Raw genomic sequence first — 20714 nt, 5'->3', positions numbered from 1 at the left:
GGCTGTGAATCAGCAGCCAAAGGATTTCTGCAGCGGCGGCACGGCCTGCTTTTTACGGCTCATCATGCCGTCAACCCACATGGTCTGACCCTCGATCTTGCCGCCGAAGGTCTTTTCGATCAGCCCCGGGTCGTCGGAGACCACCATCAGGTCGGTGCCTTCCTTGACCACGTCGGTGAGCATGAACAGCACCGTGTGCCGGCCGTCGGCCTTGACTTCCTCAACCGCGGCGTACAGCGCGTTGCGGATGTCGGCTACCTGGTCCAGGGTGGCGAGTTCGATCTGGCCGATGCCGACCTTGTTGCCGTTCATGTCAAAATCCTTGTAATCGCGGAAGATGAGATCCTTGGCCGGGATGCCGTCAACAGAGGACTTGGCCTTCAGCATCTCCATGAACAGCGCGTCCTGATCAGTGATCCCGGTTATGGTCAGCAGCTCGGCCACCGCCGCCTTGTCGGCGTCGGTGCAGGTGGGCGACTTGAAGTTGACCGTATCGCTGAGGATGGCGCAGAGCATGGCCCCGGCGATATCCTTGGGCAGGTCAATATTATTGGTCTTGTACATCTCCAGCAGCACGGTGCAGGTGCAACCCACCGGCTGGGCATAGAAGAAGATCGGGCTGTTGGTGGTGATGTCGCCGATCTTATGATGGTCAACAATGGCCACCACGTTGGCATCGCCGATATTGGCCGGGGCCTGGCCGATGTCACTGAAGTCGACCAGGGCGATGTCCTTGCCGGCCGCGTCGGTGATCTCCTCGGGTGCGGCAAGGCCGAACTTCTCAAGCACCACCTTGCTCTCGGGGTTCAGATTATCAGCGGAAATCTGCATGCAGGCGACTGCGTCGGTGCCGGTGGCCTTCAGATAATTGGCAAAGGCGATGGCAGCGGCAACGGAATCGGTATCAGGGTTGGAATGACCGACAACGGAAACTGACATAACTGGATCCTCCTTAGAATTAAACTTAAATGATTCGGGTACGAGTTAAAAACATACCTGGGTAAAGAAACGGTTACAACTGCATTAGAATTCTGATATAACCTTCCCGGCGCGCCTGGAAGCGCCAGGGGATGAATCACGATTCATTAAACAGGGAAAACATAGTGCCAAAGATCCTGTGAGTCAAGCAGAAAAACCACGATCCGCGCAAGCGGACAACCGCTGAATCATAAGGGGATATTTCCATTTGACCTGGTGGCGAAACCGGGATACATTGTCCAGCAATCCCGCCGGGACGCAACTTGGCGCGCAACCGGCCGCGCAGCGGGGAGTTTGCCGGATGATGTTAACCTTGTATCTCACAGCCCTGTGCAACCATGGCCGCGGCGAAAAAAAAGAAAAATAAATCAACCCTGCCGGCGGTTCTTATTATCACGGCCCTGCTGGCGCTGGCCGCCTTTTTTTTCCTGCAGGGCCGGATCCCGCCCATTGCAACGCCTGAAAAAACCGTAACACCCACGCCACCGGCCGATACCCCGGCCCGGGCAACCACGCCCCCGGCCTTGATCGATACGGAAGCGGACCGGCCCGCCGCCCTTTCGGAATCGGCCGGGGCAGGCAATCCCTGCCAGCAACCGGCCAGGGAAATCTCCGCCTTTTTCCAGCGGCTGGATCAGCAGGAATATATCGGCCGCTATCAGCTCGGCGATCCCGGCCTTGTCCACTTCTCCGGAATCCTGAAAAAACTCTTTGCCAACCCGCCCATTGTTGTCCGCGAAAGCGACGATCTCTTCTCGATCATGAAGAACATGGTCCATTTTTACCGGGTACTCGGCAAAAAGGATATCCAGCTGATCAAGGACACCCTGACCCACGAGGCCGAAGGGCTGGAGCCGCTCCTTGCCCTCTTTTACCGCTGGTCCGAGCTGGAGCCCCGGTGCCGGGACCAGGGACTGCCCGCCGGCTCCCTGCTGACCATCGATCTGCCCCTGGCAAGTCTTTACGAGTACGCTGGTTTCTTTCTGAACACCGTTGGCGGCCAGTCCTATCTCAACCGGCGGGTCCCCCGGCTGCGGCTCTTGATCAAGTACTATGCGATTCTGATCCTGGACCGGGCCAATGACGAGAAAATGAACCGCTACGGCATTGATATCCGTTATCCCGTCGATTCCTTGATCAAGGAGATAGAGGCATCTTCCCAGTTGACTTTTGCCGGGGAGTACCTGGACCGGATGGCCGGCCTGCAGGAAAAATACCAGACCCGCTATGGCCGCTCCGCTGGGACCGCGCCCGGGAATTAGCCCTGCCGCCGGGTCACCCCCCTCCATTCGTCCGCGCCCTGATTTCCATGATCCCGACCCCGGAGAATGAGCGCCGGTCCCTTGAACATTTTAGATGAAAGTCTCCTCGGCCGAAGCTCTGTGGCTGAGGAAATTTTTATTGCTTGGTTGTGGTCGCGGCCTGAAAACATGGCCCAGCCATGCTGGTTAATTACAAATAATTACAAAGAAATGTAATCCATGAAGATCGCGATCAGCGGCAAGGGCGGGGTCGGCAAGACCACGATCATGGCCCTGCTGGCACAAGAGATGAGGGACAACGGCAGGGAGGTGCTGGTTATCGACGCGGATCCCAGCCCGCACATGGCCCAGACCCTGGGCGTGGAAAACGTGGACCGGATCACCCCCATTGCGGAGATGACCGAATTGCTGGTTAAACGCTCGGGCAAGACCCCGGGATCACCCTTCTACCAGATCAACCCCCAGGTCGACGATCTGCTGGCCGAATTCATGCTCGAACATAACGGCATCCGGCTGATGGTCCTGGGCGCGATCCAGACCGCGGAGGGCGGTTGCGCCTGCCCGGAGAATAATGTCCTGCGCCGGCTGTTGACCAAGCTGCTCCTGGGTCCTTCCCAGGTGGTACTCCTTGACATGGAAGCCGGGGTGGAACATCTGGGCCGCGGCACCATCGCCGGAGTGGATCATCTGCTGATCGTGGTGATCCCCACCCGCTCCAGTATCCGCACCGCGGAAAAGGTATACCGGCTGGCCCGGGACGCGGGTATCCCCGGGATATCATTCGTGGCCAACCTGGTACGCGACGAATCCGATGCCGAGTTTTTGAGCAAGGCCCTCGGCGTTGACCCCATTGCCGGTTTCCCGGACTCCGACGCGATCAGGGCGGCGGAGCGCAACGGCCGGCCGGTGACCGAGGTCCTGCCCCGGGTCGAGCAGGCAGCCCGGACCCTGATGGAAAAACTGGAAACAACGGAAGACTGAAGACGGAAGAACGGCGGGCCGGGACGGTCAGTTGCCCGGCCCGGCCCGCCGGCCGGCCAGCTTAATGATGATATTGTTGGAATGCTGCAACCGGGCGACCAGGCTCTTGAACAGATGCTTGCTCACCTCTGGATACTGCTCGATTATCTCGTTCAGCTTGTCACCGGGAAAGCGCCTGATGATCGAGCGGCCCCTGGAGACAATGCTCGCTGACCGGGCCTGGCCGGAGATCGCCGCCAGCTCACCGAAATAGACGCCGGGCTCGGTGATCTCGGCGATCTTCTTGCCGCCCTTGACCACCATCAACGCCCCCCGCTTCAACATGAAGAAGTCGATGTCATTGTTGCCCTCGCGGATGATCACCTCGCCGTCCGCATACTCTTCCATGTCCGGGTTGACCAGATAAGCGGGCAGGCTTTCCTTGGTAACCACCGTCTTCCTGAGCACCTCATCGATACTGGTTATCCCCTGCCGCACCTTGCGCAGGCCGGCGTCCCGCAGCGGGGTCATGCCCTCCTGGATGGCCACCTTGCGGAGTTGGTCCTCCGGCACCTCGGCGCCGATCGCCTTGGCCACCTCCTCGGTGTTTTCCATCAATTCAAACAGGCCGACCCGGCCCTTGTAGCCGCCGCCGTTACAGGCCGGACAGCCACCAGGGCCATAGATCCGCAGATCCGGGATCACCTCTTCGGCAAAACCCATGCTCACAAGTTCTTCCGGAGACAGACCACTGACCCGCTTCCGGCACTTGGCACAGAGCCTTCGCGCCAGCCGCTGGGAAAGGACCATGGTAATCGACGAGGCCAGCATATAGGCGGGCAGGCCGATATCCACCAGCCGGCCGATGGTGGCCGGACAGTCGTTGGTATGAAGGGTGGAGAGTACCAGATGGCCGGTCATGGCCGCCTTGATCGCGATTTCCGCGGTCTCGATATCCCGGATCTCGCCCACCATGATGATGTCCGGGTCCTGGCGCAGGAACGCCTTCAGGGCCGCGGCAAAGGTCATTCCCACTTCCTGGTGGACGTTTACCTGGTTGATCCCCTTGAAGTTGAACTCCACCGGGTCCTCGGCGGTAAGGATCTTGATATCCTCGGTGTTCAGGGAGTTCAGAATGGAATACAGGGTCACGGTCTTGCCGCTGCCGGTCGGGCCGGTGACCAGCAGCATCCCCTGGGGCCGGTTGATACAGCGTTTGAGGGTGGAGTAGGTCTGTTCCTCGAAGCCGAGTTTGGTCAGATCGACGTTCAGGTTGGACCGGTCGAGGATCCGGAGAACAATGCTTTCGCCGAACAGGGTGGGCAGTGAGGAGACCCGGAAATCCACGACCTTGTTCCTGCCCACCCGCATCTTGATCCGGCCGTCCTGGGGCACCCGCCGTTCGGTGATATCCAGGCTGGCCAGGATCTTCATCCGGGAGACCAGGGCGTTCTTGATCGACAGGGGCAGGTTCATCGACTTGTACAGGGCGCCGTCCAGCCGGTAGCGGACCTGCAGGGTCTTTTCATAGGGCTCGATATGGACGTCGCTGACCCCGTCGGTCACCGCCTTGATCAGGATCCCGTTGACCAGCTTGATGATCGGCGCGTCAGAGTAGGAGAACTGGTCCCGCTCGTCCTCGTGCTCTTCCAGGCTCTCCAGCTCCATGTCGCCGGCAGCCTCCGAGGCCAGGGCGCCGAAGTCGTCGATCTGGTCAATGGCCAGTTCGTCCTCATCCTCGTCCTCTTCCTCGGGGAAAAAACTCTGATACTCCGCATCGCTGATCTTGTAGTGGGTCTTATAGGCCTGGAGGATATCCCTTTCCGTGGAGACGCACAGGCTCAGGGCCATCTTGATCTCCGCCTGCATCAACTCCACCGCGGCGACATCGGTGGGCTCGGCCATGGTCACCTGGAGGGTGTTGGTCTTGGCCGCTATCCGAAGCGGAAAGGCCATGTACTTCTTGGCCGTCTCGTAAGGCATGACCTTGAGGGCCTCGGGATTGGGCGCCTCCCGGGCCAGGTTCACCGCCGGGAAGCCCTGCACCCGGCTCAACACGCTCAGGATGGTCTCTTCCTCGATATATCCCAGTTTAACCAGGATTCCGCCCAGCCGGCCGCCCTTTTTTTTCTGATGGGAAAGGGCATGGTCAAGCTGGGTGGCGGTGATATATCCCTCCTTGCGGAGCAGATCACCGATGCGCTGCTTGCCGGCCCCGGACTGGTCCTTGACCGTGCCGGACAGGGTCGATTTGCTGGACACAGCAGTGGAACTGGACATGGCCGGTCTCCCGGCGGACAATCTTGCTGCCATGATTTCCTGTTGAGTAAAAGGGTTCAGGATTAACCGGTTGGTTGTACCCAGGTGAACTGTTGTCTGAATTTCGCACCTATTATAATACGTTAGTACATATCACGATGAAAAAAAACAAGAAAAAAACGGGCCGGGAGAATTAATCCCCGGCCCGCTCTCATAAAAAACCTACTGTACCGTAATCCTTACATGTCCATCTAGAACAGCCCGGTTACCTTGCCGGTATCCGGATCAACATCAATACGGCGGAAGGCCGGGTTGGAGCTGGTGCCCGGCATCAGGCTGATCGCGCCGGCGCAGGGGCAGAGGAACTTGGCGCCGGAATAGATCAACACGTCGCGGATGGGCAGACGCCAGCCCTTGGGCACGCCCTTCTTGGTCGGATCGTGGGAAAGGCTGAGGTGGCTCTTGACCATCATGGTGGCAAAGTCATCGTACTTGGAATCGTTTTCAAGCATCGCGGCCTTGGCGTTGGCCTCGGGCTGCCAGTCCACCCCGTCGGCGCCATAGACTTCCCGGGCAATGAGATCGACCCGGTCGCGCAGTTTCATCTCCAGGGGATAGAGGAACTTGAAATCATTCTCATCGTTGCAGGCATCGATCACCGCATCAGCGAACTCCAGGGCCCCGTCACCGCCCAGTTCCCAGTGTTTGGACTCGGCGCAGCGGGCCCCGGCCGCCTCGGCGGCCCGGCGGACGATGGCGCATTCCGCATCGGTATCGGTGTAGAACCGGTTGATGCAGACCACCGGGTTGATACCGGCCTTGCGGATAACCCCGATCATGTGGACCATGTTCTCGATCCCATTTTCCACCAGTTCCAGATTCTCCCTGGTATAGGCCTCATCCAGGGGCTTGCCGGCAACCACCTTGGGACCGCCGCCGTGCATCTTCAGGGCGCGGATGGTGGAGGTCAGGACGGATACATGGGGCTTGAGACCAGAGACGCGGCTCTTGACGTTCCAGAATTTTTCAAAACCGATATCAGCGGCAAAACCAGACTCGGTGATATGGTAATCAAAGAGTTTCAGGCCGACCCGGTCGGCAATGATCGATGACTGGCCCACGGCGATATTGGCAAAGGGACCGGCGTGCACCATGCACGGATTGTACTCGGCAGTACACATCAGGGTCGGATTGATGGTGTTGCGCATAAAGGCGGTCATGGCGTTGCCCACCTCCAGGTCCCGGCAGGTTACCGGCTTGCCGCTCTTGTCAAAGGCCACGGTGATATTGTTGATCCGTTCCTTCAGGTCGGCCAGGTCAGTGGCCACGGACAGGATGGCCATCAACTCGCTGCCCACCGCAATCCCGAATTTGGATTGCATGGTAAAACCGTCGTAACGGCCGCCGATGCCGATGATGATATTCCTCAGGGCCTGGGCGCAGAAATCAATGATCCAGCCCATCTCCACCCGGGTGGGATCGATATCGAGCCGGCGCATGCCGGTCAGCCTGGCCAACTGCTCGTCGTTATAATTACGCTCATGCTGCATCCTGGCGGTCAGGGCGACCATGGCCAGGTTATGGGCGTTCATGATATCGTTGATATCGCCGGTAAGTCCCAGGGAGAACTCGGTCATCGGGATCAGCAGGGAGTTGCCGCCGCCGGCCGCCGTGCCCTTGACGTTCATCGTCGGGCCGCCGGAAGGCTGCCTGAGGGCGCCGCCCACATTGACCCCCCGCTTGCCCAGACCCTCCATCAAGCCGCAGGAGGTGGTGCTCTTACCCTCGCCCAGCGGGGTCGGCGTAATAGCGGTAACCTCGATGTATTTCCCGTCCGGCCGGTCCTGGAGCCGGTCGATGATCTTGAGAAAATCAAGCTTGGCCAGCCTGCCCATGGGCAGCACTTCTTCCTTGCGCAGCCCGAGCTTCTCGGTCCACTCCTCCGGGGTGGGCATGTTTTTCTCGGCAGCCTCGGATATCTGCCAGTCCGCCATTTCCACAGCATTATAAGCCATAATACTTTACCCTCCTTAACTGTTTAATAGTCTTAATAATTGTCGGTCTCGCAACAACCGCTCGACGGACGTGATTCGTCTTGTAACTTGTTGATTTTATTAGGTGGCATTTGGAGCCTTTCGGGTTGTTACGAGTTCATCAATAATTACCACCTTGATTATCTTTCAGTCCGTTGACCGGGTCCCGGCGGAACAGCGATACAATCCGGTATTCGACTTTTCTGACGATTCACCGGGGTACCGACCAGCCGATCCGGTTAATCCTCCGAACCGTAAGAGCCTACCAGTACCTGGACACCTTTTTAATCAGTTTGCACGCCGGAAAAAACAACAGGAAATCTCTCCTGAAAACGTTTGAGCAGCGGGATCATCACCTCGCGCATGGTCGGCTCCGCCGCCCTGGAGGTACGCAGCCGGAATATATGCCGCCATTCGACCAGGTTGGCATAGGTGATCAGTTCGGTCTTGCAGGAGTTGGGCAGCACCGTCCGCGCTGCCTGGGGAGTGGAGGTCTTCAGCAGCTTGAGGTAGAGCTGCTCGGTCTTGATCATCGCCTCTTCCCAGAGCTGGTACTCTTCACTGCCCTCCGGATAAAAAAGCGGTTTGATAAAGGTCACCTGGCTGCCGAACTTGTCGTTGTCGTAGCGGCAGTAACGCTGACTCTCCTGCAGATAGGAACAGGGCCGGTGGCGGACGATCTCATGGGTGATGGCCCGGTTGACGATGAACTTGACCGCCAGGTGGCGATGGCGGGCCAGCAGCGGGGCCGGCAGCTTATCCACCTCGGCCAGGGCCACCTTGGCCACCTCCACCCCTGCCACCGGCGCCAACGGCTCCTTGACCAGGTCCTCGAAAAACAGGGGATGGCGGCCGGCGAGAAACCCGGTGATCGCCCGGACCAGTTCGACCTTGCCGTGAAACATGTAAAGCTCGCGAAAGGCCCTGACACTGCCGGAGATAAGCAGGATCCCGGACCCGGTCTCGTCAATGACCAGGTACCTGGGCAGGGTCCGGTACAATCCGTCCACCCGGTCCGGATCGCCGCAGGCCACCCGCAGGGTCAGCACCCCCATCTCGGTCACCGAGTTATGGCCGTGCTTGATGATCCCCCGGAGAAAGGGCGCGGCCGATTCAGGGGTGATCTTGTCCTCGCTCTTGTAACAGATCCGGCCGCATGCCTCGATCCGCACGGCCAGGCTCTCCTGGTCCAGGCGGTCCAGGATCTCATACGACGGGGCCACAACTTTCATCCGAATCCTTCCCTGTATTGAATTGAAGGTGAACCTATGTGGAACATCCGCATTTGCCATGGCCGGCGCCGGCGCCGGTGGTTACGGAACGGCTGCCTTTCCAGAATGGCGACATATCGCGCAGTCCGGCAATGATCCCGGGGAGTTTTTCCAGTACAAAGTCCACCTCGTCCTCGGTGTTGTACACGCTCAGGCTGAACCGGATCGAACCGTGGGCCGCGGTAAAGGGCACCCCCATGGCGCGGAGCACATGGGACGGTTCCAGGGAACCCGAGGTGCAGGCCGAGCCGGACGAGGCGCAGATGCCGAAGCGGTCGAGATGGAGCAGGATCGCCTCGCCCTCCACAAACTCGAAACTGATATTGCTGGTATTGGGCAGCCGGTATTTTTTATTGCCGTTCAGAATGGCGTTGGGAATTTTATCCATAAGTCCCTGCTCCAGCTTGTCGCGCAGCAGCCGGACCCGGGTATTCTCAAGCATGATATGACCGGCGGCCAACTCGCAGGCCCTGCCCAGACCGATGATCGAGGCCACGTTCTCAGTGCCGCCCCGGCGGCCGTGTTCCTGGTGGCCGCCGATCAGAAACGGGGCAAAGGGGGTGCCCTTGCGAACGTAAAGCACGCCGACCCCCTTGGGGGCATGGAGCTTGTGGCCGGACATGGAGAAAAAATCCACCGGGATCTCATTAAGGTTGATGGCAATCTTGCCCACCGCCTGGACCGCATCGGTATGAAAGAGGATGCCCCGGCCCTTGGCAATGGCCGCCATTTCCTCGACGGGAAAGATGACCCCGGTCTCGTTGTTGGCCCACATCACGCTGACAATGGCGGTCTCGTCGGTGAGACTCTCCTGGTAGCGATCCAGGTCCAGCATCCCCTCCCGGTCCACCGGCAGCTGGGTCACCTTGTGCTTGTGACCGGTCAGTTTATCCAGGTTTTCACAGAGGCTCTTGACCGCCGGGTGCTCCACCCGGGTGGTAACGATATGCCGCTTGCCCGGGTTGGCCTGCAGGGCGGAAAAGATGGCAGTGGAATCGCTCTCAGTGCCGCAGCTGGTAAAGATCAACTCGTCCGGCTCAGCGCCGAGCAACCCGGCGATCCGCTGCCGGGCCGCGGCCACGGCCCGGCCCACCTGGCCGCCGAAGGAATGCATGCTGGAGGGATTGCCGTACAGTTCGCTGAAATAGGGGAGCATGGCCTCCAGGACCTCGGGCGCGACCCGGGTCGTGGCATTGTTGTCCATGTATACCACCTTGCCGCTGTTGCTCATCCCTTGTCCTCCTCAACGATCAAGGTATCAAGCACCTGTTCGCGCAGCTTCTTTTCCACATAATCCTTAAGGGTGGTCTGGGAGGCGGCGCAGCTCACACAGGCGCCGCGCAGCGAGACCAGCACGAAATCACCGTCCACGTCGATCAGTTCGATGTCGCCGCCGTCCTTGCGCAGGGCCGGCCGGATCTCCCGCTCCAGCACCTCTTCGATCAGCTTGATCTTCTTGATGGTGGTCAGCCGCTTGGGCTGTTTCTCGGCCGCTTCCTCGATCCGGACCTCTTTTCTGACCTCACGGAGCAGCTCCTCGATCCGTTCGTGACAGTTGCCGCAGCCGCCGCCGGCCTTGGTGAAGTTGGTCACCTCTTCCACTGAGCGGAGATTGCTCTCCTCGATCGCCCGCCGGATCTCAAGGTCGGTGACCCCGAAACACTCGCACACCACCTCGCCCTCGGCCATGGGGATCGGCAGGCCGCGGTAGTTGGCAATGGCCGCCTCCAGGGCCTCGCGGCCCATCACCGAGCAGTGCATCTTCTCCTTGGGCAACCCGCCCAGGAATTCGGCAAGGTCCTCGTTGGTGATCTTTTCCGCCTCTTCCAGGGTCTTGCCGATGACCATCTCGGTCAATGCCGACGAGGAGGCAATGGCGCTGGCACAGCCAAAGGTCTTGAACCTGGCATCAACAATCCGGTTGTCATCGCCCAGCTTGAAGTAAAAGGTAAGCGCGTCGCCGCAGGCCAGGGAACCGACCTCCCCCACCCCGCTGGGCTCCTCTATTTCACCCACGTTGCGCGGATTCAAGAAATGATCTTTTACCTTATCCGTATATTCCCACATGGTATGGACAGATCTCCTTCAGGATTTTGTATGAAAGTCGTCACAAGGGGCAAGCCGGCCGTATGATGTTCGAACCGCCCGGGATTGTTACGGATTTATCTTGTTTCGTGGCGGCCGGGCCAAGGTGATCCAGCCATGCTGAAACAGTACCGGCAGCGGCCTTTCCAGACAGGCTGCAATCGGGTTCGGTCTCTGGTTTAAAGCCCCTTAAAGCCCCTGGCCCGCCATGACCCGGGGAACAAACAACTTGCCACCATAATTTTTTGAGGCCCAAAAAGCAACCATTTTACCTCGGGCCATGAAGGACCGTCCGGCCGGATCAGACCAGGCCCGCTTCAGCCAACATCCGCCGGGCGCATTGAAACAGGTCCGCCAGCCCTTCCCGGGTGCGGGACTCCACATAGAACCTGACCTTGGGCTCGGTGCCGGAAGGACGGATCATCAGCCAGCTGTTGTCCTCAAAGATCATCTTGCGGCCGTCGATATCGATCACCCGGGCGATACGGCGCATCCGGCCGCCCACTTTCACCTCAACCCCCTTGGAATATTTTTCCAGCCTGCTCAAGCTGGCCAGCAGAACATCGCCCTGCCGGCTGACCGTGACCCCGTCCTTGGCCGCGAAATAGCTCCCATAACGGGTTTCGATCTCCTTGAGAATATTGCCCAGGTTCTTGCGCAGGGTGAGTACCATGTCCAGGGCCAGGAGCAGGCCGATATAGGCATCCTTTTCCGGGGTATGGCCGCGCACGGTGATCCCGTCCGATTCCTCGAAACAGACCAGGGCCCGGCCGATCACCGGCTTGAACTCCTTGAACCCGACCCGCGGCTCAAACACCTCCTCGCCGAATGCCGCGGCCAGAGCGTTGGCAAAGTTGCTGGTGGCCACGGTCTTGGCCACCATGCCGGGGAGTTTTTTTACCTCGTGCAGATAATAATAGGCCAAGGCCCCGAACCGGTTCATATCGATGTCAACGGTGCCGTCGGTGAACCGGATCCGGTCGCCGTCCGGATCGATGAGCACCCCCAGCTTCAAGGGTTCGGACCGTTGGCCAAGGGCCTGGTTCGCCAGCGCCATGTTGACCGGAGAGGGTTCCGGGGCAATACCGCCAAAGGTCGGATCATTGTTTCCCCTGAGTACGATCAGCCGGTCGCCGGCCACGCCCTTGAACAATGGGCGGATATGGTTACGGCTCGCCCCGTGCATGCAGTCCACCGCCAGCACCAGGTCATCGGCCCGGCCGAATCCGGTCAGGATCCGGTCATAATCCAGGCCGTGGACGGCCCGGTTCTTCCGCACCAGGCTTATCCAGGTGGCCAGGGCGTCACAGGGCCGGATCAGGGCCGGGTCCGGTTTCAGGGCCGGCCGCTGGTCCCGGGCCATCAGCTCCCGGGTAATTGCAGTGATCCGGTTGGTCAGTATCAGCGCGGCCGGGCCGCCGTCAGCGGCATTGTACTTGAAGCCGCCGTAGTCCAGGGGGTTATGGCTGGGGGTGAGGTTAATGGAAAAGGCAGCCGCCTTTTCCAGCACCGCCGCCGACAGGGTGCCGGTGGTGGCCTCGCCGGCCCGGTGGACCACAAAACCGCTGCTGGTCAACACATCGCATACCCTGCCGGCCAGCAACTCGCCGCCGAACCGGTTGTCGTGGCCGAGCACGCAGCCCCGCTGCCGGGCCTCGGCCAGACTCTTCACCCCCAGGGGGGCGGCCAGTTCCGGCTCCTTTTCAAGCCCCTGGTACATGGCGACAATGGCCGCTGCCACCTGGCCCACGGATTTAACAAAAAGATCCTTGCCCAGGATCCCCCGCCAGCCCGAGGTGCCGAAACTGACCGGCTGCATGGGGTGGCCGCTGTTTTCGATCATTTCCCGCCGGAGCAGCCCGTATGCCCGGTCAATCTCCTGCTGCATCGCCACAAAGGTGGGAGATTCCGGCCGGTGCTGGTCGCGCAGGGCCAGCAATGACCTGATCAGGCCGAAATAGTCGCTCCCGGCCGGATTGTCGATCTTGACATAGCGTTGATACAGGGAACGAACAGTTGCCATCAAAAAAACTCCTCCGGATATTCTCCTGAACTTTTATTATGGCCTTAGAAAAAACCGGCCCCTGGGGCCGGGTCTACTTGTTATGGCACATTCCCTTTCCCAATTGCAACATCCTTGTCGCAGGCCCGGATGAACGGTTACCCTGAGTCCGTGCCCGTTCGAGAATTGAATATCACCTCCGGCTGTTACAGATTCAGGATAAGGTTTCGGTTGACCATGAAGGCAAGATTTACTATAGATTAAAATTTATATGAAAGGCGCCACTCAGGCGTGGCCAGGACACCGCTCCATGGCGACTCTCGTATGAATCTTTCGATTCCAGGCTGTCTGATTCACATTCATCGCCAGGCAATTTAATTTTTTTGAAGTTGTGGCGGGAACGCATTCTCCGTCAACGGGCGGTGGGTCCGCCAACAGCGGGCAAGCGTTTCCATTCTATCAAACCGGCAGGGCGTCTGGTCCTGGTCGGCGCTACCTTAGAAGGTGTGCTAGGAGAATTAAAAATGGAAAAACACGACCAAGCCTTAATCCTTTGGTTTGAAGAAATCGGGATTGAAGACGTACCGATGGTGGGCGGCAAAAACGCCTCCCTGGGCGAGATGTACCAGAAACTGACTTCCAAGGGGGTTGCGGTGCCGCACGGCTTTGCGATCACCGCATATGCCTACCAGCACCTGCTCAAGGACGCCGGGATCGAGGCCGCGATCAGGGAGACCCTGGCCGATCTCGACACCCATGATCTTTACAACCTGCAGGAACGCGGTAAAAAGGTCCGCGACATCATCCGCACCGCCGAGTTCCCCGACGACCTGCGTGAGGCCATCATCAAGGCCTATAAAAAAATGGAAGCCGAGTACGGCCCGGGCGTGGACGTGGCGGTCCGCTCCTCGGCCACGGCCGAGGATCTGCCCGACGCCTCCTTTGCCGGCCAGCAGGACACCTATCTCAACATCCGCGGCCATGAGGCATTGATCCACGCCTGCCGCCGCTGCTTTGCCAGCCTGTTTACCAACCGGGCCATCTCCTACCGCCACGACAAGGGGTTCGGCCAGTTCGACGTCTACCTCTCCATCGTGGTCCAGAAGATGGTGCGCAGCGACGCCGCCTCTTCCGGGGTCATCTTCTCCATTGACACGGAGAGCGGTTTCAAGGACGCGGTCTTTCTCACCGGGGCCTGGGGCCTGGGCGAGAACGTGGTCCAGGGCGCGGTCAACCCGGATGAGTTCTACGTGTTCAAACCCACCCTCAAGCAGGGTAAACGACCCATTGTCGGCAAGCGGGTGGGCAGCAAGGCGATCAAGATGATCTATGATAATAAGCTGGACAGCGACGAGCCGGTCAAAAACATCGACACCACCCCTGAGGAGCGGGCCGCTTTTGTAATCAACGATGACGAGATCCTCAAACTGGCCGAGTGGGCCTGCATCATCGAGGACCATTACGGCAAGGCCATGGACATCGAGTGGGCCAAGGACGGCGACGGGGTCAAGGTGGGCACCGGCGGGCTGTTCATCGTCCAGGCCCGGCCCGAGACCGTGCACTCCCAGGCATCCACGGGCACCATGGAGACCTATAAGCTCAAAGAGACCGGCAAGGTCCTGGTCGAAGGATTGGCGGTGGGCGCCAAGATCGGCCAGGGCGAGGCCAATGTCATTGAGGGCGTGGCAGGCATCCACGGTTTCAAAAAGGGCCAGGTGCTGATCACCGACATGACCGATCCTGACTGGGAACCGATCATGAAGATTGCCGGCGCCATTGTCACCAACCGTGGCGGCCGGACCTGCCATGCCGCGATTATCTCCCGTGAACTCGGTATCCCCTGCGTCATCGGCACTGGCAATGGTTCCGAGATCATCAGGACGGGTCAGGAAATCACCGTCTCTTCGGCTGAGGGTGAAACCGGCTATATCTATGACGGCCTGCTTGATTTCGAGATCGAGCGGGTCGACCTCGGTGACCTGCCGAAAACCAAGACCAAGATCATGATGAATCTTGCGATCCCGGAAAAGGCGTTCACCGAGTGCCAGATCCCCAATGACGGAGTCGGCCTGGCCCGCGAGGAGTTCATTATCAACTCCCATATCGGCATCCACCCCCTGGCCCTGTACCACTACGAAGAACTGAAAAACTCCGATGATCCGGAAAAACGGGAAATCGCCGCAAAGATCGACGGGAAGACCGGGGCCTATGATGACAAGAAGCAGTTCTTCATTGACCGGGTTGCCGAAGGGGTGGGCCGGATCGCGGCTGGTTTTTATCCCAATGACGTGATTGTCCGCCTCTCCGACTTCAAGAGCAACGAGTATGCCAACCTGGTCGGCGGCACTCTATACGAGCCGGAGGAGGAAAATCCGATGATCGGCTGGCGCGGCGCCTCCCGCTATTACGATCCGAAATACCGGCCGGCCTTTGAGCTTGAGTGCCAGGGGCTCCTCAAGGCCCGGAATGACATGGGACTTGATAACATCAAGCTGATGGTTCCTTTCTGCCGGACCCCGGAGGAGGGCAGGAAGGTAATCGAGGTCATGAAGGATTGCGGCTTGATACAGGGCGAGAACGGCCTGGAGGTCTATGTAATGTGCGAGATTCCAAGTAATGTTATCTCGGCCGACGCCTTTGCTGATATCTTTGACGGCTTTTCCATCGGCTCGAATGACCTTACCCAACTGACCTATGGTCTTGATCGCGACTCCGGTCTTATCGCCGGGATTGCCGACGAGCGGGATGACGCGGTAAAGGACATGATCCGCATGGTCATTGCCACGGCCAAGCGCCGCGGTAAGAAGATCGGTATCTGCGGCCAGGGGCCGTCTGATTTCCCTGAGTTCGCCACCTTCCTGGTTGAGCTTGGCATCGACTCAATGAGCCTTATCCCGGACACGGCCATCAAGACCCGGCTGGCCGTGGCTGCCAAGGAAAAGGAGATGGGAATCTCGCCTGAATAGTTTCCCGCTCCGCGGTTATGACATTAAAAGGGGAAGGTCCCAATCAGGACCCTCCCCTTTTGTTTTGGGTTTGGATTAACGACTAACCAGCATGGCTGGACCATATTTTTTGGGCCGCAGCCGCAACCAGCAATGAAAATCTCCCCGGACAGCGGGCTTCGTCCGGAACGACTTTCATATAAAAAATCGGGACAGGGGTCAAAGACCCGTTAATAATCGTGCTCGTGCTCGTTAACGTGTACGTTCACGAGCACGAGTACGAAAAAACTAATAACCAGAAATTCCAATGTCCGAGATCCAGATCATAACCGAGCCCAACGGCCTGAAGCGGTTTGCCGGTGAGTTGGAACGCCAGAAAACAATCGCCGTGGACCTTGAGGCCGATTCAATGCACCGCTACCGGGAAAAGGTCTGCCTGCTCCAGTTCACCATCCCCGGCCGGACCGTGCTGGTCGACCCCCTGGCAATCCCCGACCTGTCCCCGCTCAAGCCGGTGCTGGCCGATGGCGGGGTCCGGAAGATCTTCCATGCCGCCGACTATGACATCCGCTGCCTGTATCGCGACTTTGAAATCAAGATCCACGGCCTGTTCGACACCATGGTCTGCTGCCAGTTCCTGGGCGAGGACAAGGTGGGGCTGGCCGATATATTAAAAAAATACTTCAATCTCGGCCTGGACAAAAAATATCAGCGGGCCGACTGGTCGAGGCGGCCGATTGAAGAGGGAATGATCCGCTACGCGGCCGAGGACACCCGCCATCTGTACCAGTTGGCCGGACAACTGGAACAACGGCTCAGGGAAAAGGGCCGGCTCGACTGGGTGGCCGAGGAATTTGTCCTGCTCGAACAGGTACGGCACAATCATGTCAGCGGACCCCTGTTTTTACGGGCCAAGGGGGCTCGGGCATTGAAGCCGCGCCAGTTGGCAATGCTCGAGGAAATGCTCCAGTGGCGCGACCGCGAGGCGCAACAACGGGACTGCCCGCTGTTCAAGGTGCTCGGCACCAGGCAGCTCATGGACCTGGCCCGCCTCGGCCCGGCCGCCCTGGCGGAGATGAAGGCAATCCCGGGGATGGCGCCCCGCCTGGTTGATCGATACGGCAGACCGCTGCTCAAGGCCATTGACACGGCCCGGGCCTTACCTGAAAAAGAACTGCCGGCCTATCCGGCCATGGTCCGCCGGCCCAGGGACCCGGCAGCCGAGGCCCGCCTGAAAATTCTCAAAAAATACCGGGCCCGCAAGGCCGTTGAACTGGGCATGGACCCCGGTATTATCATCAACACCGCCCTGCTTGAGGAAATTTCCCGGAATCCGCCCCAGGACCTGGACCATTTGGCCGGGTTTCCCGCCCTTAAGAACTGGCAGCGCCGGATCCTGGGACCGGAGATCCTGGCGGCCCTGCAACCAGGCCCTGGCCGGGGCTGATGCCGGACAGGCATGATCCCTTTGAGGTTTCGGTAAACCCCGTACGTTTGACGTTGGACCGGGAAAGGGGTTTTCTTATACCGAACGGTGTAGCGGACCCTGAGCCGCAGCCGTGACGGCAAAAGCGGAAATTGAAACAACTTCGGCAGGATATACTTATGGATTCCGAATCGCCGCCGCGGCGAAGCGAGTTCCTGTTTGATAGCCTGTTTATGAACAGCCGGCCCTTTTCAATGGAGCGGCCGTTGGTAGAAGAAGACCCCTTTCCCGACAGGAGGGGGTTTACTGAATGTTTACGATCCCTTTGAGGTGTGTCACCTTGCAACCTGTTGATTTTACTGGATGGCATTTGAAACGGTCAGGGTTGTTGCAAGTTCATCTTTATTGACAAGCATTACAAATAAAAATAAGGTTAACAACGTCGTAGCCGATGCCAACCGTCTCCATGCCCCCTCCACGGAACCCCGGAATGCCCGCGCATCCCGGGTCCATATTCCCATACCGGTAAAGGTGACCCATGGCTGTACTGGAAAAGGTGTTCAAGGCCGCGTTCGACTCCAGGGCCTCGGATGTCCACATCGTCCCGGGCGAGCCCTTTATCCTGCGCCGTTTCGGCACCTTCATCAAGCTGAAAAGCCCCATCCTCACCCCGGAAAACACCCACCGGCTCCTCTTCGAGGTAATCAGCCCGGAGCAGAGGGAACGGCTCACCCGGGAGCTACAGCTTGATTTCGCCCTGGAAATTGAAGGGCTCGGCCGTTTCCGCGGCAACGCGATGATGCACAACAACGGCCTCAGCGCCGTATTCCGGGTGATCCCGCCCCAGGTCCCCACCCTGGCCGGGCTCGGCCTTCCCGAGGTGGTCAGAAAAAGCCTGGACCATCACCAGGGACTCATCCTGGTGACCGGCCCCACCGGCCATGGCAAGTCCACCACCCTGGCCGCGATGGTCGATTATATCAACAGCAACCGTAGCCATCACATCCTCCTCCTGGAAGACCCCATCGAGTTCGTGCACCCGATTAAAAAAGCAGTGGTCAACCAGCGGCAGCTCGAACGGGACACCCTTTCCTATGCCAATGCCTTAAAGGGCGCCTTACGCCAGGACCCCGACGTGATCGTCATCGGCGAGCTGCGCGACCTGGATACCATTGAGATGGCCATTGCCGCGGCCGAGACCGGCCACCTGGTGATCGGCACCCTGGCCACCTCCAGCGCGCCCAAGACCATCGACCGGATCATTGATTCCTTCCCGCCCGGGGAACAGAACCAGATCCGGGCGATGCTCAGCGAATCCCTCAAGGCGGTGATCACCCAGCGGCTGATCCCGGGGAAATCAGGCACCACCATGGAACTGGCCCTTGAGATCCTGATCAATACCCTGTCGGTGGGCAACCTGATCCGCGACGACAAGACCTTTCAGATGCAGTCCATGATGCAGATGGGCAAGAATATCGGCATGCGGATCATGGACGAGTCCATCCTGGAGCTGTTCAAACAGGAGAAAATCACCCTGAAGGCCGCGGTGGCCAACGCCGCCAACAAAAAACCGTTCAAGCCCTACCTTGAGCAGCAGGCAGCCGGGGGACGGAAACCGGCCCGGCCCGCAACCGGGAAAACAGGATGAGCAACGCCCCCATGGACCACGGATTGAAACAGATCAGGGAGCCCTGGCAATGGCACGGATAGATACCTTTTTTCGGACAATGAAGGAGAAGGGGGCCAGCGACCTGCACCTGGTGGTGGGTTTCCCGCCCCTGCTCCGCCTCCGCGGCGATCTTGTGCCCATGGAGGGGCAGCCGGTTCTGAGCGCGGATTCCTGCCGCGAGGTACTCTATGAGATCCTCGGGCCGATGCAGCGGACCCGGGTGGAAAAAAACCGCGACTTCGACCTGGCCTACGAGCTTGAGGGGGTGGGACGGTTCCGCTGCAATATTTTATTCCAACACCGGGGAATCGGCGGGGTGTTCCGGATCATCCCCACCAGGATACTCACCCTGGAGCAGCTCAACCTGCCGGAGACGGTGGGCGCGGTGGCCACCATCAACCAGGGGCTGGTCCTGGTAACCGGCCCCACCGGCAGCGGCAAGTCCACCACCATGGCCGCGATTATCGACCACATCAACAATACCCAGAAGAAGCATATCATCACCATTGAGGACCCCCTGGAGTTTGTCCACCGCAACAAACAATGCCTGTTCACCCAGCGGGAGATCGGCAGCCATGCCAAGAGCTTTGCCGATGCGCTCAAGGTCGCCAGCCGCGAGGACCCGGACATCATCCTGGTGGGCGAGATGCGGGATATCGACACCATCTCCCTGGCGCTCACCTGCGCCGAACTCGGCATCCTGGTCTTCGGCACCCTGCACACCAACAGCGCGGCCAAGACCATTGACCGGATCATCAACGCCTTTCCGGCCGACCAGCAGGCCCAGACCCGGACCATGCTGGCGGAATCGCTCAAGGCGGTCATTGCCCAGCAGCTCCTAAAAACCAGGGACGGCAAGGGCAGATGCGCGGCCATCGAGATCCTGCTGGGCTCGTCGGCCCTGGCCAGCCTGATCCGGGAGGGCAAGATCGCCCAGATCAACTCCTTTATCCAGACCGGGACCAGCGTGGGCATGCAGACCATGGACCAGCATCTGATGCAGCTTATCACCGAGGAAAAGATCACCCCTGAGGCGGCCTACGAAAAGGCGCTTGACAAGAAGTTGTTCCTTGATCTCTGTGAAGAGACCCCCATCACCGCGTAATCCGGCCTTGTTCAAGAAAAAAACACCTTCAACGGAACGGAAAGGAGAACGGCCAATGAGCAGACGAAGCGACATGACCACTGTCATCATTCTGACCAGCAACTACAAGATCAAGGGGGATATCGGCCTGATCCCGGGTCTGCGGCTCACCGACTACATAAGCGGGGCCCGGGACTTCATCGCCGTGGTCGATGCCGAGGTCTCCGACCTCGCCGGCAAACAGTTGCTTGCCTGCGGCTTCATCAATGTCCACCGCCGCAATATCGAGGTGATCATGCCGGTGGAGGATGAGGGACGATAACAGCTCGCAACGAGAAGTTGAGAAACCCGCCCCCTCGGAACTTTAAAGCATGTCAAGTTATCCGACCTGCCGACCATGAGAGAAAAACGCTCACCGTTCGTCTGCATCAGCCCGCCAACCGATGCAGCGCTATCACGATAAAGAATCTGTGCCGGGAGTTAAACGCAACCGCGACGAAATTTCCCGGCACGAATTTGCGGCTGGTCTACGAAATGGTAACGTAGCAAAATCTCCCGGGGTCAGGAGTTCTGAAACTGGATAGCGAGTATTCCCGTTGCGTAAACATTCAGTACCCCCCTCCTGTCGGGAAAGGGGTCTTCTTCTACCAACGGCCGCTCCATTGAGAAGGGCCGGCTGTTCATAAACAGGCTATCAAGCAGGAACTCGCTTCGCCGCAACGGCGATTCGGAAGCCATAA

At 59.2% G+C, this 20714-nt stretch carries 15 protein-coding genes; 8 read left to right on the top strand and 7 right to left on the bottom strand.

The genetic code is table 11. The features are described from left to right. Positions 1-9: 9 nt before the first annotated feature. The gene (locus L3J03_06460; protein MCF6290620.1) at positions 10-939 is read right to left on the bottom strand and encodes a manganese-dependent inorganic pyrophosphatase; all 930 of its coding nucleotides are present in this window, start codon (positions 937-939) and stop codon (positions 10-12) included. A 377-nt stretch (positions 940-1316) separates the two neighbouring features. Between L3J03_06460 and L3J03_06455 the strand changes: the two genes are divergently transcribed. Together L3J03_06455 and L3J03_06450 are read left to right on the top strand one after the other, a co-directional pair. Continuing rightward, positions 1317-2240 (top strand): hypothetical protein, encoded by a 924-nt coding sequence (locus L3J03_06455; protein MCF6290619.1) that lies wholly within the window; start codon positions 1317-1319, stop codon positions 2238-2240. A gap of 219 nt (positions 2241-2459) precedes the next feature. Beyond that, positions 2460-3221: a P-loop NTPase gene (locus L3J03_06450; protein MCF6290618.1), complete on the top strand. Its 762-nt coding sequence runs from the start codon at positions 2460-2462 to the stop codon at positions 3219-3221. 27 nt (positions 3222-3248) lie between these two features. Here the strand turns inward: L3J03_06450 and pilB are convergent, their stop codons facing one another. The 6 genes from pilB to L3J03_06420 all read right to left on the bottom strand — a co-directional run bounded on the left by pilB (position 3249) and on the right by L3J03_06420 (position 12871). Continuing rightward, positions 3249-5480: a type IV-A pilus assembly ATPase PilB gene (pilB, locus tag L3J03_06445; GenBank protein ID MCF6290617.1), complete on the bottom strand. Its 2232-nt coding sequence runs from the start codon at positions 5478-5480 to the stop codon at positions 3249-3251. A 230-nt stretch (positions 5481-5710) separates the two neighbouring features. Next, positions 5711-7474, bottom strand: coding sequence for a formate--tetrahydrofolate ligase (locus L3J03_06440; GenBank protein ID MCF6290616.1), 1764 nt, complete (start codon positions 7472-7474; stop codon positions 5711-5713). Between the two features lie 302 nt (positions 7475-7776). Next, positions 7777-8724, bottom strand: a complete 948-nt coding sequence (locus L3J03_06435) for an FAD-dependent thymidylate synthase (GenBank protein MCF6290615.1) — start codon at positions 8722-8724, stop codon at positions 7777-7779. A 34-nt stretch (positions 8725-8758) separates the two neighbouring features. Then, positions 8759-9994: a cysteine desulfurase NifS gene (gene nifS / locus L3J03_06430; GenBank protein ID MCF6290614.1), complete on the bottom strand. Its 1236-nt coding sequence runs from the start codon at positions 9992-9994 to the stop codon at positions 8759-8761. After that, a complete protein-coding gene (nifU, locus tag L3J03_06425) occupies positions 9991-10830 on the bottom strand; it encodes a Fe-S cluster assembly protein NifU (protein MCF6290613.1) in 840 nt (279 codons plus the stop codon). Before nifU ends, nifS begins: the two co-directional genes overlap by 4 nt. Positions 10831-11149: 319 nt before the next feature. After that, positions 11150-12871 carry a phosphoglucomutase gene (locus L3J03_06420; protein MCF6290612.1) on the bottom strand — a complete coding sequence of 574 codons (1722 nt, stop codon included), beginning with the start codon at positions 12869-12871 and terminating at the stop codon, positions 11150-11152. Between the two features lie 503 nt (positions 12872-13374). Here L3J03_06420 and ppsA point away from each other — a divergent pair. From ppsA to L3J03_06390, 6 genes are all read left to right on the top strand, one after another. Next, entirely contained in the window at positions 13375-15816 is a 2442-nt protein-coding gene (gene ppsA / locus L3J03_06415) for a phosphoenolpyruvate synthase (GenBank protein MCF6290611.1), read from the top strand. Positions 15817-16102: 286 nt separating this feature from the next. Continuing rightward, complete coding sequence (locus L3J03_06410) at positions 16103-17242, top strand: ribonuclease D (GenBank protein ID MCF6290610.1); 1140 nt, start codon at positions 16103-16105, stop codon at positions 17240-17242. A gap of 158 nt (positions 17243-17400) precedes the next feature. Further along, positions 17401-17550 carry a hypothetical protein gene (locus L3J03_06405; protein ID MCF6290609.1) on the top strand — a complete coding sequence of 50 codons (150 nt, stop codon included), beginning with the start codon at positions 17401-17403 and terminating at the stop codon, positions 17548-17550. 209 nt (positions 17551-17759) lie between these two features. Further along, the gene (locus L3J03_06400) at positions 17760-18869 is read left to right on the top strand and encodes a PilT/PilU family type 4a pilus ATPase (GenBank protein MCF6290608.1); all 1110 of its coding nucleotides are present in this window, start codon (positions 17760-17762) and stop codon (positions 18867-18869) included. A 49-nt stretch (positions 18870-18918) separates the two neighbouring features. Further along, entirely contained in the window at positions 18919-19995 is a 1077-nt protein-coding gene (locus L3J03_06395) for a type IV pilus twitching motility protein PilT (protein ID MCF6290607.1), read from the top strand. A 55-nt stretch (positions 19996-20050) separates the two neighbouring features. Next, the gene (locus tag L3J03_06390; protein ID MCF6290606.1) at positions 20051-20296 is read left to right on the top strand and encodes a hypothetical protein; all 246 of its coding nucleotides are present in this window, start codon (positions 20051-20053) and stop codon (positions 20294-20296) included. The last annotated feature ends 418 nt before the right edge of the window (positions 20297-20714 follow it).

Source organism: Desulfobacterales bacterium (genome assembly GCA_021647905.1).
In the GTDB taxonomy this organism is placed as follows: domain Bacteria; phylum Desulfobacterota; class Desulfobulbia; order Desulfobulbales; family BM004; genus JAKITW01.
Note: the sequence above shows the minus strand (reverse complement) of the source record. Positions and strands in the feature narration are given on the sequence as shown.